The 14526-nt window shown below is 37.1% G+C and carries 15 protein-coding genes; 3 read left to right on the top strand and 12 right to left on the bottom strand.

The genetic code is table 11. The features are described 5' to 3' along the window. Positions 1 to 8 precede the first annotated feature (8 nt). Both LG377_RS02770 and LG377_RS02765 read right to left on the bottom strand, forming a co-directional pair. Positions 9 to 998: a LacI family DNA-binding transcriptional regulator gene (locus tag LG377_RS02770; RefSeq protein ID WP_225743192.1), complete on the bottom strand. Its 990-nt coding sequence runs from the start codon at positions 996 to 998 to the stop codon at positions 9 to 11. Between the two features lie 25 nt (positions 999 to 1023). Continuing rightward, entirely contained in the window at positions 1024 to 1773 is a 750-nt protein-coding gene (locus LG377_RS02765) for an acyl-[acyl-carrier-protein] thioesterase (RefSeq protein WP_225743191.1), read from the bottom strand. 273 nt (positions 1774 to 2046) lie between these two features. On the opposite strand from LG377_RS02765, the gene LG377_RS02760 reads away from it, so the two are divergent. Beyond that, positions 2047 to 3579, top strand: a complete 1533-nt coding sequence (locus LG377_RS02760) for an AbgT family transporter (protein ID WP_225743190.1) — start codon at positions 2047 to 2049, stop codon at positions 3577 to 3579. 61 nt (positions 3580 to 3640) lie between these two features. On the opposite strand, the gene LG377_RS02755 is transcribed toward LG377_RS02760, so the two are convergent. The 6 genes from LG377_RS02755 to LG377_RS02730 form a co-directional block, all read right to left on the bottom strand. After that, positions 3641 to 5128 carry a DUF1538 domain-containing protein gene (locus LG377_RS02755; protein ID WP_225743189.1) on the bottom strand — a complete coding sequence of 496 codons (1488 nt, stop codon included), beginning with the start codon at positions 5126 to 5128 and terminating at the stop codon, positions 3641 to 3643. Positions 5129 to 5155: 27 nt separating this feature from the next. Beyond that, a complete protein-coding gene (locus LG377_RS02750; RefSeq protein WP_225743188.1) occupies positions 5156 to 5818 on the bottom strand; it encodes a P-II family nitrogen regulator in 663 nt (220 codons plus the stop codon). Between the two features lie 269 nt (positions 5819 to 6087). Next, positions 6088 to 7638 (bottom strand): ribosomal protection-like ABC-F family protein, encoded by a 1551-nt coding sequence (gene abc-f / locus LG377_RS02745; protein WP_305067559.1) that lies wholly within the window; start codon positions 7636 to 7638, stop codon positions 6088 to 6090. 348 nt (positions 7639 to 7986) lie between these two features. Beyond that, positions 7987 to 8142 carry a hypothetical protein gene (locus LG377_RS02740; protein WP_225743186.1) on the bottom strand — a complete coding sequence of 52 codons (156 nt, stop codon included), beginning with the start codon at positions 8140 to 8142 and terminating at the stop codon, positions 7987 to 7989. Next, positions 8139 to 8732: a DUF1700 domain-containing protein gene (locus LG377_RS02735; RefSeq protein WP_225743185.1), complete on the bottom strand. Its 594-nt coding sequence runs from the start codon at positions 8730 to 8732 to the stop codon at positions 8139 to 8141. The genes LG377_RS02740 and LG377_RS02735 overlap by 4 nt, the downstream gene beginning before the upstream one ends. Beyond that, complete coding sequence (locus LG377_RS02730) at positions 8725 to 9042, bottom strand: PadR family transcriptional regulator (RefSeq protein ID WP_225743184.1); 318 nt, start codon at positions 9040 to 9042, stop codon at positions 8725 to 8727. The genes LG377_RS02735 and LG377_RS02730 overlap by 8 nt, the downstream gene beginning before the upstream one ends. A 139-nt stretch (positions 9043 to 9181) precedes the next feature. Here LG377_RS02730 and LG377_RS02725 point away from each other — a divergent pair, with 139 nt between their 5' ends. After that, positions 9182 to 9454, top strand: coding sequence for a hypothetical protein (locus tag LG377_RS02725; RefSeq protein ID WP_225743183.1), 273 nt, complete (start codon positions 9182 to 9184; stop codon positions 9452 to 9454). Between the two features lie 75 nt (positions 9455 to 9529). Here the strand turns inward: LG377_RS02725 and LG377_RS02720 are convergent, their stop codons facing one another. Further along, positions 9530 to 10867 carry an aminopeptidase C gene (locus LG377_RS02720; protein WP_225743182.1) on the bottom strand — a complete coding sequence of 446 codons (1338 nt, stop codon included), beginning with the start codon at positions 10865 to 10867 and terminating at the stop codon, positions 9530 to 9532. A 118-nt stretch (positions 10868 to 10985) separates the two neighbouring features. After that, positions 10986 to 11522, bottom strand: a complete 537-nt coding sequence (locus LG377_RS02715) for a hypothetical protein (protein WP_225743181.1) — start codon at positions 11520 to 11522, stop codon at positions 10986 to 10988. Between the two features lie 146 nt (positions 11523 to 11668). Here LG377_RS02715 and alr point away from each other — a divergent pair, with 146 nt between their 5' ends. Beyond that, complete coding sequence (gene alr, locus LG377_RS02710) at positions 11669 to 12838, top strand: alanine racemase (protein ID WP_225743180.1); 1170 nt, start codon at positions 11669 to 11671, stop codon at positions 12836 to 12838. Between the two features lie 69 nt (positions 12839 to 12907). On the opposite strand, the gene LG377_RS02705 is transcribed toward alr, so the two are convergent. Next, positions 12908 to 13132 (bottom strand): hypothetical protein, encoded by a 225-nt coding sequence (locus LG377_RS02705; protein WP_225743179.1) that lies wholly within the window; start codon positions 13130 to 13132, stop codon positions 12908 to 12910. Positions 13133 to 13359: 227 nt separating this feature from the next. Continuing rightward, positions 13360 to 14211 carry a 3D domain-containing protein gene (locus LG377_RS02700; protein WP_225743178.1) on the bottom strand — a complete coding sequence of 284 codons (852 nt, stop codon included), beginning with the start codon at positions 14209 to 14211 and terminating at the stop codon, positions 13360 to 13362. Positions 14212 to 14526 lie beyond the last annotated feature (315 nt).

Below are 14526 nucleotides of genomic sequence, written 5' to 3'. Positions count from 1 at the left end.
GTTTCTTTTTAGGCTTTCTTCTTTGTTCTAGTTGAATTTTTAATCACTAATTCGTTTTGCAGTAACGTTTCATAAGGAATTTCCGTTCCATTAATCAGTTCCGTTAAATACTCTACTGCTTGAATTCCCATATCTTTATAGGGGTAACTCATTGTCGTAATACTTGGTTGAACATAATCGGTTTCTTCGTATCCACCAAATCCACTGATAGAGAAATCTTTTGGAACCGCATAATTCATTTCGATGGCTGCTTTTAGTACAGCAATGGCTATATTGTCGGTGGCACAGACAATATAGGAAGCACTAGTATCAGGAAGAGCTTTTAATGCATCTTGATAGGCGATTCGTTTAGAGAAGCTAGTCTCGATGATTTCAACAGACATGCCCTTTTCTTCTTTAAGACTATCCATAAATCCTTGTTTTCTTTCTACCCCTACTGCCTTATCTTGTTCTGACACGCCAAAAAATAAAAATGATTTATGTCCTAACTCCATTGCGTAACGACCGATCTTTTGTCCCGCTTCATAATCTGCATAAGCGATGGAATGTATCGATTCCGCTCTTTGTCCTAATACAAGAAAAGGTAGATTGGCTTCTTGAATAAGCGATTGGTGGCTCTCTGTGATTTCTCTGGCAAGCAATATAATCCCTTCCACTTTTTGCTTAACGAGCGTCTGGATATTGCCAAGTTCTCTTTCTCTATCTTGATTCGCATTCGTAATGATCAGCTCGTACCCATTTTCTCTAGCCTTTTCATCGATACCGTTCAACACTTCATTAGTAGAAGCAGAATTCAGACGCGGAATGATGACTCCAATCATATTCGTTTTGTTTGCTTTCAAACTTCTAGCAAATGTATTTGGTGTATAACCTGTCTCTTTTACGATCTCATCGAGTTTGGTTCGAGTTTTTTGACTGACAGATCCGTTATTCAAATACCTGGATACTGTGCTTTTGGCAACACCCGCTCTTTGAGCGATATCTTTGATGGTGACCACTGAACCCACTACTTTCTAAAAAGGTTTAGGATTGAAGTTTCCATTCAAAACTGGCACTACAGTTTGCTACACCATCTGTTCTAATCTTGTGCGCAGTAATGGTTTTATCCTTTGTTTTTTCAATACTAACTAAACTCTGAATCATTTGATTTTCATGTACTTCTTTATCATATTTTACATTTGCATAGACCATTTTATGTTCAGATAAAAATGCTCCGCCCAGAGTATTCAAAGTCCAATCCAAATACTTTGAATTATTCACATGCTGATTGGTATCAATATCAAAATATCTGACATGGAAAGGCTGTGAACGAGCTGTCTCTTCATCTAGTTCAGCAGGCTTAGGCGTTCTTTTCACTTTTTTAGTGAACGCCGCCTCAAATGGTTCAACAATATCTTCTGGTATTCTTGCCATTTTACGATTAGCACGATCAAACAAAGCAAATGTCGAGTGAATTTTGATAAGTTCTGTTCCCTCGTCATCCCGTACAATAAAATCTCGATAACAAAATAATTTGTTGTATTCCGTTGCGTAAGTCTCGATTTCTATCGTCTCTTTGTTTTCGGGGAATTTCGAAATATGAAACTCATATTGTAAAATAATCCACGAGTAACCCATTTCTTCCATAACATGTTCTCCCATACCAAGCTGATCTGACTGTTCTCCTGAAACTTCTAAAATCAGATTGATGAGCATTGGGAGTGTTAGTGTATGCGTGCGATCACACATATAATAACTAATTTCTTTGGTATTATGGTATTTTCTTGCTGGCATGGAGTTTTCCCACTTTCCTTTAAATCTACACTAATGATTTTAGCACAGATTATCCTATACAAAACACTATTTAAAATGTTATACGCTTACAATGACAGGCAATTCATAAATATTAGAAAACCCAAAAGAAAATTTTAAAAATATAACTTTAATTATGAAAATATGTTGAAATTTTTCTGCTATTTGTATTAAAATCTATAGAGTAACGATATCATTTTGAGTTTATTCTAATTTAGATATCCGTTTACAATTAACTAAGGAGGATTTAAATTAATGAGTGATTCTGAAAAGAACACAAATAAAGGTTTGCTTGGCATGGTTGAGCGTGTTGGAAATAAACTACCTCATCCCGTTGTCATTTTCATTATTTTTGCTGTTGGTATTATATTTATTTCAGAAATTTCGGTTCGTTTAGGTTTAAGTGCGCCAATGATCGACGCGGAAACTGGAGAACCTGGTATTGTAGAAGCTGTCTCTCTAATGAATAAAGACGGGATTGCACATATTTTTAACAGTGCGGTTTCTAACTTTACAGGATTCGCACCATTGGGTACCGTTCTTGTAGCGATGCTTGGTGTTGGGGTTGCAGAATGGACTGGATTGATTTCTTCTGCTTTAAAGAAATTGTTGAGTAATGTCCCTACTTGGTTACTAACTGCTATGGTCGTTTTTGCGGGTATTATTTCAAATATCGCTTCCGATGCCGGTTATGTAGTAGTTGTTCCATTAGGTGCCATCATGTTTGCTGCTGCTGGACGTCATCCAATTGCTGGTTTAGCTGCCGCTTTTGCCGGTGTATCCGCAGGTTTCTCTGCCAATCTAATCTTTGGACCAACAGATGCTCTACTTGCAGGAATTACAAATGACGCATTAACGTCTGCTAATATTGACTATTCAGTTGAAACAACGGGTAACTGGTACTTCATCTTTGTCTCTACTTTCGTATTGACTGGTGTCGGAGCTTTCGTTACCGACAAATTTGTAGAACCACGACTTGGTGTCTACGACGGAGATTATAAACCTACACAAGAACCATTATCTTCTCAAGAAAACAAAGGTCTCATTTATGCTTTGATCACCTTACTTGCTTTTCTAGCTATTATGGCCTTTCTCATGATCCCACAAAACGCTGCGCTTAGAGCTCTAGACGCAAACGGTGACATGACTTTAAGTGCCTTCTTATCTTCAGGTCTATTATTTATGATTTTCCTACTATTTGCTCTTCCGGGTCTAGCTTACGGAATCACAATAGGTAAAATTAAGTCATCTCATGACTTTGTTAAAGGGATGTCTGAATCCATGAGCTCAATGGGTGGATACTTAGTATTAGCCTTCTTCGCTGCTCAGTTTATCAATTACTTTGCTTATACGAATCTTGGCTCAATCATTGCAAGTAACGGAGCGAACTTACTCGAAAATATCGGATTTGTTGGTTTGCCACTGATTCTAGCCTTTATCTTATTCACTGCATTTATCAATCTCTTCATGGGATCTGCAAGTGCCAAATGGGCTATCATGGCACCGATTTTTGCACCTATGATGTTCAATTTGAATATTGCGCCTGAAATGACATTGATGGCTTACCGTATTGCAGATTCTTCTACAAACGTTGTATCTCCATTAATGAGTTATTTTGCTATGATCTTAGTCTTTGCTCAAAGATACGACAAGAAGAGTGGGCTTGGAACCATCATTTCAACGATGATTTACTACACCATCTCTTTCTTGATTGCGTGGTCAATGTTACTAGTTATCTGGTATATATTCGGACTTCCTTTGGGACCTGGAGCACCAGCAACAATATAAAAGGCTAAAAATTAAATCCCTTTGTAGATCAACACTTTCGTTGATTTACAAAGGGATTTTTTTAGTTCACACTTTTTTGAGTTTGTTTTGCTTTCAAATGATAAATCAATCCAAAGATCTGTAAACTGAGGATGGGCATTAAGGCAACTAATGCAATCATACCAAATCCATCAATCAAGACACTAGCGTGGGGAATAGCTTCCGCAGCTCCTTGTATAAAAGCTAGTATGAAGGTCGCCGTCATGGGACCTGATGCAACGCCTCCTGCGTCAAATGCCATCCCGACAAAGCGTTTAGGAACGACATAACTGAGAAAAATAGCTAGTAGGTATCCTGGAAGTAGAATATGCCAAAGTTCTAAATCAAATATAACCAGTCTCATAGTAGAAAGTAGAATAGCTAAACCTACACCAATAGATAAGGTCGATAGTACTGCTACTGGCTTGATTGCTCCAGAAGTTACAGCCCCAATCTGTTTTGTCAGTACGCTTACTGCTGGCTCTGCTAGGATTGATAAGAAACCAAGCGAAAATCCTAATATAAATAGTAGTCCGTAAGACTCTTGAGCCGCTAATGTGTATCCAATTAAGCTTCCTACATTCATAAATCCAGCATTTACCCCTGAAAGGAATAGTACGAGTCCAATAAAGACATACAATACACCAATCAAGATTTTATTTAACTTTCTTTTAGGTAGCTTGAGCCAAATTATTTGATACAGACCGAATAGGATGACAATTGGCAATATTGCTACGATCACTTCTCCAATTTGATTGAAAATTTCTCTAATTAAATCGAGGAAAAAGCCATTTTCTGTTCCCATCACAATATCTAAAGAACCAGATAGTTCTTCTGTAGGTGAAAAGACGTTCACGATCATAACTGAAAGAATGGCACCTGTAGAAGCAATCGCTACGAGTCCAAAACTATCCTCACCGGAATTTTTACTACTTTTTTTCAAAGAAGCAATACCTGTTGATAATGCGAGTAGGAATGGAACAGTAATGGAACCAGTAGTTGCTCCAGATGCATCGAAAGAAATTGATAAAAACTCTGTTGAGGTAAAGAATGAAAGTAACAAGATCAAACCATAAGCAATTGTTAGAATAGGAATAATAGACAAACTATAAACCACCCTGAGCAGACCAACAACAACCATAACCGCGATACCTAAAGACACTACAATAACGATAAAGGAACTAGTAATATCTCCCCCTGTTACTAATCCAATTTGGTTTCCTAATACCGTCAAACTAGGTTCTGCAGAAGAGATAAAGAATCCAAGTAGTAATCCAACAATGACCACTACGATGATCTTGTTAGACCTTGCTATCCCTTTACCCATATGAGATCCTATAGGCTCGAGTGCAATATCAATTCCCATAAGGAAGATTGCAAGTCCAATCACAATGACGATTGCACCGAATAGGAATCCTATCAGAGAGCTTGTCGGCAATGGAACAAATAAGAAGTGGATAATGAGCACTAAAACAACGATTGGTGTAACAGCGCGAATAACTTCTAAGAATTTTTCTTTAAGAATATTCACTTAAATAAAGACCTCCTTTCAGTTCGATTAATTAAGTCCTATTGTCTCATTTAAGTCTGTAACAAATAAAATCCCTTTATTGGGTTCTTCAATATGCAGTTTTTCACTAATGGTATCAATAATCGTCTGAGAGTGTTCTTTCTCAGCAATAATTAAAATAATTTCTTTTTCTGGAACAATATCCATATGGAAGACGGTTCTAGATTCTGCATTGCCAGCGCCTCTCGCTTGGATGATTGTTCCTCCTTGAGCGCCCGCATCTTGCGCATACTCCATTACATCTTCTGCTTCTCCTTTGTTTACAATTACATAAATAGCTTGATGCATTTTTTTAGTCTCCTCATCAAAATCATTTAGTTTTTCTTCAATATTTTCATGTATCCCTAAAACATCACTCAAAGATACTCTAAATCCAATCCCATTACTTTTTTTCTTCATAACCTTTGCTTTTGCGATGTGTTTCAAAGCACGTGAAGCTTTTGTTTCTGAAGTTACCATCAGTACAATTTCACGCTTAATAGAATTCAACCCTAAAGTTTTTAAAATACCTTTACCAGAGGTTCCTTCGCCATAAAATATAGTACCACCTTGTACCCCCTCTTCATTTGCTAGCTTGATAACATGGTCCCCTTCGTTCGGCATTGTGATACAAACGATCAGTTCCATAGCCGTTTCGTATTCCTTGTGCATCTAGTCCGCTCCTTTTCGATTGTCTTTAAGATTTTAGTCGTTACTGACTAGCAAAACCAGTCTATTTTTTAATGACTAAATCGCTACTATTTTCTCAAAAACTTATTTAATTAAAGAGATTTTAGCAACGTGTCTCTACATATTAAAATGTATTTCATATTAAGTGTACCATATTCTAATGCTTCAAGATAATATCATCTATACCTTACTTTCCAAAACTAAAGCAAGCTTCTTCTCCCTATTATGCTGGAGAAGAAGCTTGCTCGTTTCTACTTTTCTTGATTCAATTGTTCAATTAATCGCTTTTTCGTTTTCAGTAATTCTTGAAATTGGTTTTCTAGTTCTGTTGTTGATTCGATGCTCAACTGACTTAACACCGTCACGATTTCATTTTCTAGACGCAATTTTTCTTCTCCGTATGCATCCGGCCCTCTCTGTTCTTTCAATTGTTTGAAGACGTCATAACTGCCTTCAAACACTTTGAGAGACTGATTTTCGATAATCAATAACCGCTCAGCGATTTTATTCATAAACCTTCGGTCATGGGACACGAATAAAATACTCCCCTCATATTCTGCCAGTAAAGCTTCCAGCGCTTCAATTGCCTGCGTATCTAAAAAGTTTGTTGGTTCATCTAGTATCAAGGTATTGTAATCTCCAACAATCAACTTGGCTAGCGCTACTTTGACGCGCTCTCCACCACTCAGTACGTGAATTGGCTTATGAACATCATCGTTTTTGAACAGCAATTGTGCCAAAACGATTCGAATCAGAGTTTCTGTCTGTAAAGAACCTTCTTGTACATTCTCTAAAATAGTCTTCTGCTCTTTTAAGACACTAAGATTTTGAGCAAAATAACCAGGCTTCATCGCTTCTGATCGTTTAATGCCTTCCGCTTCAGATAGAATACTATTCAATAACGTTGTTTTTCCACTACCATTCGTTCCCACAATGGCGACTTTTTCTCCGCCTTTAATAAAGAAACTTGTTGGTTTAAATAGAACTTTTTGAGGAAACGCCAATCCAAATTCGTTCGCTCGTATAATCTTTTTATTGACGAATCCTCTAGCATTGGTTAACTTCATCTTGATCAATTCTTGTTCTTCTGGTCTTTCTACAGTTTTTAGTTGTTCGATTCTTTTTTCCATAGATTTAGCAGATTTATAGAGTTTTTGCGCCTTTTTTCTGAAATAAAAATGGCTAGATTCATCTGTTATACGGTCTGCTTTATCCTTTTTACTTTCCAAAGCTTCTGTTAACTGTTTTTCCTTTTTCTTATAGGAATCGTAAGACACTTGTTTACGTTCTAGTTCACTTTGTTTCAGTGCTTCGTAATCTGAATAGTTTCCTGTATACTCCGTGATTTTTTCATGACTGAGCTCCCATACTTTAGTACATGTATGATCTAAAAAGTCACGATCATGAGAAATAATGATATAGGCTCCTTTATAAGCCTTGATTTCTTTTTCTAACCATTCCACATGTTCAATATCGAGATGCGTCGTAGGTTCATCCGCCAAGAGCACGCCGGACTTTTCATTCAGACTTGTAACGATTGCACTGGCTGTGATTTCTCCACCACTTTTTGTTCCGGTTGGTTCTTTTAATTGCGGAATAAAAGAGATCTTCTGATTGCGTTTAACCGTACCCGTTTCCGGTTGGAGCGTTCCTTTTAAAATATTCAGTAAGGTCGTTTTCCCACTACCATTTTTTCCGACTAATCCTATTTTATCTCCTGGTTCTACTTTTAAGTTTTCTATATTGAATAATGTTCTATCTTTAATCGAGTATGTGATTTTATTTGCTTCTATCCAAGCCATGCTGATCTCGCCCTTTCTCTTATCCATTCATTATCGTCATTAGGATTTAAGAAACATGAAAAAACCTCCTATTCCACTGTTGCGGAATGGGAGGTTTGAATTTGTGATAGAGATCTATAAGACTAAAAACAATCAGTTGTTTTTAGTCTGGTCCTCTGTATGCACAATCGCCTGATCCCATTCCATCTAATAAAGACATAACTAAATAGAGTTCTAGAAGAACCTAATTTTTGTCTTATTGATTTGTTATAGGATTAGTTACGCATTGGCCCAGAGTACACCTCGATCTTTTTTAAGATGTCTATAGAATACCCTACCTCTATTTTATTGTCAACGATTTCAAGTCGTTTATTCGAAGCGAACGACTCTGTACCAGCTATTTTGGTTGTCTGTATAGTTTTCAGTATCAAATCCACTCATTGCATACCCTATAAAAGAAATACATAAACCAATAACCATAAAAGCGACACTTAGTTTCGTTAAAAAAGTTTTCCCGATTTTCATAGACTGAATGCACCTCTTTGATGAAAGATTTTTTCTTTAAAGTAGTTTGTTGTTTTCTGACTATACCTAACAAACCGTTTACTAATGCTTATCGTTATCAATGTAATGAGTAGGCCTGCTCCAAATAGCATCAAACCAATTCCAAGCTGAGTCAATCCTATATGAAATCCATCCATTAAAGCTAATGGGCTTAAGATCGTACTCGCCAGTCCACCTGCGACCCCTGCGAAGGCAAGAGCTCCAGTTATAACTGGAATACACCAAATCACAACGTAGAGACTGAATACTAGTAAAATTCCTGCCAATCCTAGTGAACCCCAGAGCGGAAATCCTAAAATCAGGAGAATCACAAGGTATGGACTGAATTTCTTGGATATCGGCAAATTCCACTCAAGAGGTGTTCCTTTAACCGAATCAATGATTTGTTCAGGTGTGTCTAGTTGACTGACTGCTTTCTCTTCTGTCATGCCTTCTTCCATAAGATCAAGAATCATTTCATCATAATAATCCACTAATTCTCGAACTTCTTCTGGTCTCATAATGTAAGATAACTGACTGCTCAATGTTTTGATAAATTCAATTCTATTCATCTTCTACACTCCTTTTAATATATTCATGTATCGCTTGAACTTTCTCCCAAGAATCTAAGAATCCCTGAATACTTTTGAGTCCTTCTGGTTGGATCTGATAGTATTTTCTCAGTCGCCCGTTATGTGCATTGGAATAAGTAGTCACCTTCCCCTGGCTTTCCAACCTTTTTAAAATAGGATATAAGGTGGACTCGGTGATTGGTAAGTGAGAAGAAACGGTCTTTACAATTTCGTACCCGTAAGAATCTCCATAATTCAAATTTGCTAAGATGTAATATTCAATTAATCCTTTTTTTAACTGCGTGTCCAACTCGACACCTCCTTATACACAATACTATATATTACACAGTATAGGATTACAAGCCTTTTATCTTTATTTTTTTATACCTTTATTCTATTTCGTTATGTGATACAATTTGTGGGCATATTGAAATAGAGGAGGTTTGGTTATGATTTCTAAAAAAAGTCGTAGATTACTACAGCTATTGGGATTTGTCATAGGGGTATCGTTTGGATTATGGCGTCCGCAACAAGTTCAAATGATGTTGCCACTGCTTGGAATCACTGTCGGTATCGGGTACTTTTTTCTTTCAAGAGTCTCCACGGAGAATAAAACGGACCTAACGGAAATTAAATGGTTTGTTCCTATTCAAATGATTATGTACTTTGTGATTGGAGGAGCGATTGGCTCATCCATTCATTTATATATGGCATTCTTCTAAAAAAGATGCTCGTTAAATGTTTTATACATCTAACGAGCATCTTTTAAATTTTAAAATAAGATCGATTCAGGTATTTTACTGCATCATAGCAAGTGCGCCCATTGGATCCCATGGTTCTAATTCTGTAACGGGTTCTTCTAGTGCTTTCAACCATTGTTCCTCTACATATTTTTTGCTGACAGTGATTTGGTAATTGTATTCATCGAACCATTGATCGCTCATTGAATAAACCCCTTTATCTCCTGAAGTATCTCCCCAGCTATTTTCTACTTTCCACTTAATTGGTGCCCCGTCTTCATCTAGATCAACTCCAACGAATACCATTGCATGTGTTAATAAGCTTTCTCCGTAATCCAATCTCTGGGCTTTCGTTAATTCAACGGTTTCCCCTAGTGTTGCCTCGTAATCGTAAGCGTGATGATCCATAATCCCTGCTTTACGATCTAGCATTTTTCCTACATCGCAACCAAACCAGATAGGTTCTCCATCTTTGATAGCTGCAACAGCTGCTTTTTTAAGGACATCTATCGGTACATTAATATAAGTGACTGGTTTCGCTTCTTTTACAGTTCCAAGATACTTAACCGTATAGGCTTTTCCATAAGGTTTATCTTCTGTAGGAGCGTTGATTAGACTAACTCTGTCGTTCAAATCCCATTCAACATACTCTTTGAAAAAGTCTTGAGGGGTGATGTCTTTGATACGGTGGAAGTCATTTTGATTGTCTCTATATTCATAAGTAAACGTTTCCGGTACTTCTCCAAGTGTTTTCACCAGTAAATTGTACACAAAATAAAGGGACGATTCTTTTATTTCCAGTAAAGCTTCTCTTGATGCACCTGATTTATGTGCTTCACGTATTTTAGCAGCAAATTCTCTCAATTTCGCTGTTAAAAGTGTATTCAATTCTCTCGTATTTGAAGAATGATAAGTTTCGGGCATAACAGATTTTGGAACAGCACCGTATTTTTCAAGAAGTCCAGAAAACATATCCCATTGTCCACCATCTTGAATAGGATCAAACAGTAAATGTTGCACGAGTCTCGAATTTAATGGCTCTTCAACTGTATCTATAATATTTTCTAACAGATAATTAGATTTCTCAAGTTTATCCCAGAACAACGTATAGTTTTGTGAAAATTCGAAAGTTTTCACGTCTAGTTTTTTCATAGTATCTACTCGGGCTGTATTTAATGCCGCAAACATCCAGCAGCGTCCACTAGATTTCTGATTTGTAATCTCACCGCGCGTTGTTTCGTTTGAGAAAATAAAAGAATGTCTTCTAAGCCTATTGTTATCGATGGAAGCATCGGCAATCCCTACTTTCGCAATGGCTTGCTTGACCGCATGATTGGAAGGTTCTGCGTTAAATTTTTCCTTGTATGCTGTTAACAGCTTTTCATTGATCGTCATCTGATGATCCCCTTTTAAATAGAATTGTTCTTATCATACCGAAGAGTGCGTTCAAGAACAAGGTTCTATATAAAGAAAAACTGATTTGTCTTGGATAGACAAACCAGCATAATTTTATTTATTGTGGGGGAAATATAACCCCTCCAATGATTGGACTACCCGAACCATTTAAAATAATAATAGAAGAACCGTCTTCTGTGGCTAAGGTCCCTTCAGCTTCTGGTAAAAGCGATACGCCTTCTAATTCAAAGGTTTGATTCACTGCTCCACCTTCGGAGACCTCAAGATCTGGTAATTCAAATTCCTGGAAATCATCTCCGGCATCTTCAAAGCTTGGCGGTGTCGCTTCACCTCTACTATGAATTTGAATACTTATTTCTCCTGCTGATACGTCTTCTAAATTCAATGTAAGCATCACGTTGCCATCACTTTCGTCAAAGATTGCATTACCTGCTCTTTGAGAGTCTCCATTATAAAGATCCACATCTAAAGCTGCCATTTGTTCATCTGTACCTGTAGCATCCGTTTCTTCCGTTGACTCTTCTGCTGCATCTCCATTTGCACCAGGTGCAATTTCAGGAGCTGATTGATCGGTACAAGCTGCCATGAACAAGCTAAGCATGACGATTATAAAGGCCTTTGATCCTGTTTTCATATTCAAATCTCCTATCTATTTATCTTATTTATGGTTATTGTAACAACACTTTGTAAGAATAACGATTCTAACGCATTATGACTTCGATGTCAGCTTTCATTCATGTTAAAATAAACAATACCAAATCATAAGGATGCTGATGAACAATGGATTATGGAAGTTATCGTTTTACACGTGCTGAAATCAACCTCGATCATATTGCTTATAACTATACTCAGATGAAAAGTCTACTGGATACTCAAACTAAATTTATGGCTGTTGTAAAAGCCGATGCGTATGGTCATGGAGCTGTTGAAGTTGGCAAAAAACTGGAAGAACTTGGTACGGATTATCTTGCAGTAGCTGTACTTGATGAAGCACTTGAATTAAGAGAAGCTGGCATTGAAGTTCCGATTCTAATGTTTGGCCCTGTCGAAGAACAAACCATTGCGACCGCCATTGCAAATAATATTACCATGACTGTTTTCACTGAATCTGTTGCTGAACAAGTGCGTAAAACTGCTGAAAACCTTCGGAAAGTTGCGACTGTTCATTTAAAAGTGGATACGGGCATGTCCCGTATTGGTGTGCGTTCTAATCAAGAAGCTTTGAAAGTCATGCATACTATGGAGTCAGAATTTGTTCTGTTCGACGGTGTTTTCACACACTTTGCCGACGCTGAGAATCTAGAAGACCCTTCTTTTACTAAAGCTCAATTTAAAACCTTTATGAACATTGTTTCTTTTTTGGAAGAAAATGATATCAAATTCAATCTTAAACATTGTTGCAACACCGCTGCAACTTTAGCCTACCCTGAGTTTCACTTGGATATGATTCGAACAGGTATCTCTATCTATGGATACCATCCTGATAAAAGTATGGAAAGTACCATTGATTTGAAACCAATTATGAAGTTAACGACTCACGCTGCTTTTATCAAAACAATCTCTAAGGGAGATACGGTGGGATATGGACGTACCTATACTGCTGAAAGCAAGCGAACAATCGCTACGATTTTACTTGGATACGCTGATGGTATCCCGAGACAATTATCTAATCGATGGTATCTAACAACTAACGGGAAAAAAGCACCTATCGTTGGTAGAATCTGTATGGATCAAATTATGTTAGACGTAACAAATATTGATTCTATATCAGAAGACGACGAAATCGTCTTCTTTGGAGATCCCGCTGCTGATTATCCGTCGCTCTACGCTATGGCTGAATTAACAAATAGTTTTCATTATGAATTACTGTGTGGCATCGGTAAAAGAATCCCTCGAGTTTATATGAAAAACAAAGAAGTTGTTGTCAAAACCAATATGTTATTAAATTAAGTAAAAAACTGAGAACCTTATACAGGCTCTCAGTTTTTATTTTACTTATTCTAAGTTTATTTGGAACAATTAATCATTATCTGAATCTGTATCTGTATCATCATCCAAGTCTAGGTCATCGCCTAAATCTGCATCATCATCCATATCATCGTCCATGTCTGTACCCGTACCTGGATCTGTCGCTGGGTCTGTAGTAGCTGGATCATCCATATCGGTGTCGGTAGTGTCTCCACATGCTGCTAACAACATTCCGGCTGTCATCGTCAGTGCTGTCAGTTTTGCAAGTTTCTTCATTTTTCTACTCTCTCCTTTATTTAATCCATATTTTTTTGAAAGAATTTCTTCTCTCAAATATAACTTAACATGAATACGTCTGGATTCAAAAAATAATACTTTTACAATTTGTTAAAGTTTATTTTTAAAGACGTCATATTATTTACAAGAACTCATTACCTTACCTAAAGACTTGTTCAAAAAAGCCTGACCAGAATGGAATCTGGTCAGGCTCTAACTTTATACTATTATTCGATGATTTGAACTTCGATTGAGCGACGTCCAAATTGTAAAGCTTGTTGAATATCTGTCATGTGGATATCAATACGGTTTCCTTTGATAGCTCCACCAGTATCGCCAGCGATAAATTCACCATATCCAGGTACGTTGATTCTAGATCCTAACGGGATAAAGCTTGGATCTACAGCGATAACGTTTGGATTTTGTCTAAGATCGATTCCTGAATAAGTGATGTTTCCTAGTTCAGGCTGGTTTAATGAATAAGCAGTTGCTTCTACAGAAACGGTTCTTCCACTTTGAGCTGAAGCTTGTGCTTCACTAGAAGACGTTGATATATCTTCAGAAGGTGCTTCAGGTGCTGTTGTTTCTGTCGCTTCAGGTGTTTCTTCTGTAACGGCTTCTTCTTCAACAACTTCTTCTTTTACAGATTCTTGCACTTCTTGAGGTGTTTCTGTTTCTACAACCTCTTCTTCAGATACATCATAGCTGACAACTTCATCGTTGTTTTCAACTGAAATAATTGAAGAATCTCCACTCAAGTAAATTTTTGTATCCACTTGAATCATGCTGCGGTTATCAATGTCGTTTACTTTAGCTAACTTATCGATAGAAACATCTGTTGCTTTTGAAACGCCCCACAATGTATCTCCCCATTGGAAAGTATATTCAATTGCGTCGTTTCCATCTTGATTTTCTTTTTGCGCTGCAATTTCTGAAGAAATTTCAGAAACAGTTCTTGGTTCCCAGTTGTCTGCGGACATTTCTTGAGCGCTAGCATCGCTCGTATTTCCAAAAGTAAACATTGAAGCAAACGCGATTGTTGCTCCTGCTTTGATTAAAAATTTCTGCACTGTTGACATAATTTGTCGTGCTCCTTTTCATTTTATCCTTATTGTGTAAATACTCAACTTCTGCCGCTTAATTGTTGAAGGATAGATTCACTAAATACTCAATCTATCTGCGACCGAATGTAATCTTACCACGATTAGAATAAAATAAAAGGGTCTAACGCCTGTTGTTACGCCTTTTTAGTACGCTTGTATTATATCACTTACTTTTTTACAGTTGTATTTCAATCGGTGAGTTTTATGTCAAACTGTAACAAGAGCAAAACTTCGTTCGCTTTATACAATATTCCATACACCTTATACAGATTTACTGTATCTTTATTCTTT

It is taken from the genome of Marinilactibacillus sp. Marseille-P9653, from assembly GCF_916618885.1.
Classification (GTDB): Bacteria; Bacillota; Bacilli; order Lactobacillales; family Carnobacteriaceae_A; genus Marinilactibacillus.
This window is presented reverse-complemented; position numbering and strand designations above follow the sequence as displayed.

Coding starts and splice junctions, on each gene's coding strand:
- LG377_RS02765 (WP_225743191.1), bottom strand. CDS start 1,773: ATGCCAGCAAGAAAATACCATAATACCAAAGAAATTAGTTATTATATG.
- LG377_RS02760 (WP_225743190.1), top strand. CDS start 2,047: ATGAGTGATTCTGAAAAGAACACAAATAAAGGTTTGCTTGGCATGGTT.
- LG377_RS02750 (WP_225743188.1), bottom strand. CDS start 5,818: ATGCACAAGGAATACGAAACGGCTATGGAACTGATCGTTTGTATCACA.
- abc-f (WP_305067559.1), bottom strand. CDS start 7,638: ATGGCTTGGATAGAAGCAAATAAAATCACATACTCGATTAAAGATAGA.
- LG377_RS02740 (WP_225743186.1), bottom strand. CDS start 8,142: ATGAAAATCGGGAAAACTTTTTTAACGAAACTAAGTGTCGCTTTTATG.
- LG377_RS02735 (WP_225743185.1), bottom strand. CDS start 8,732: ATGAATAGAATTGAATTTATCAAAACATTGAGCAGTCAGTTATCTTAC.
- LG377_RS02725 (WP_225743183.1), top strand. CDS start 9,182: ATGATTTCTAAAAAAAGTCGTAGATTACTACAGCTATTGGGATTTGTC.
- LG377_RS02720 (WP_225743182.1), bottom strand. CDS start 10,867: ATGACGATCAATGAAAAGCTGTTAACAGCATACAAGGAAAAATTTAAC.
- LG377_RS02715 (WP_225743181.1), bottom strand. CDS start 11,522: ATGAAAACAGGATCAAAGGCCTTTATAATCGTCATGCTTAGCTTGTTC.
- alr (WP_225743180.1), top strand. CDS start 11,669: ATGGATTATGGAAGTTATCGTTTTACACGTGCTGAAATCAACCTCGAT.
- LG377_RS02705 (WP_225743179.1), bottom strand. CDS start 13,132: ATGAAGAAACTTGCAAAACTGACAGCACTGACGATGACAGCCGGAATG.
- LG377_RS02700 (WP_225743178.1), bottom strand. CDS start 14,211: ATGTCAACAGTGCAGAAATTTTTAATCAAAGCAGGAGCAACAATCGCG.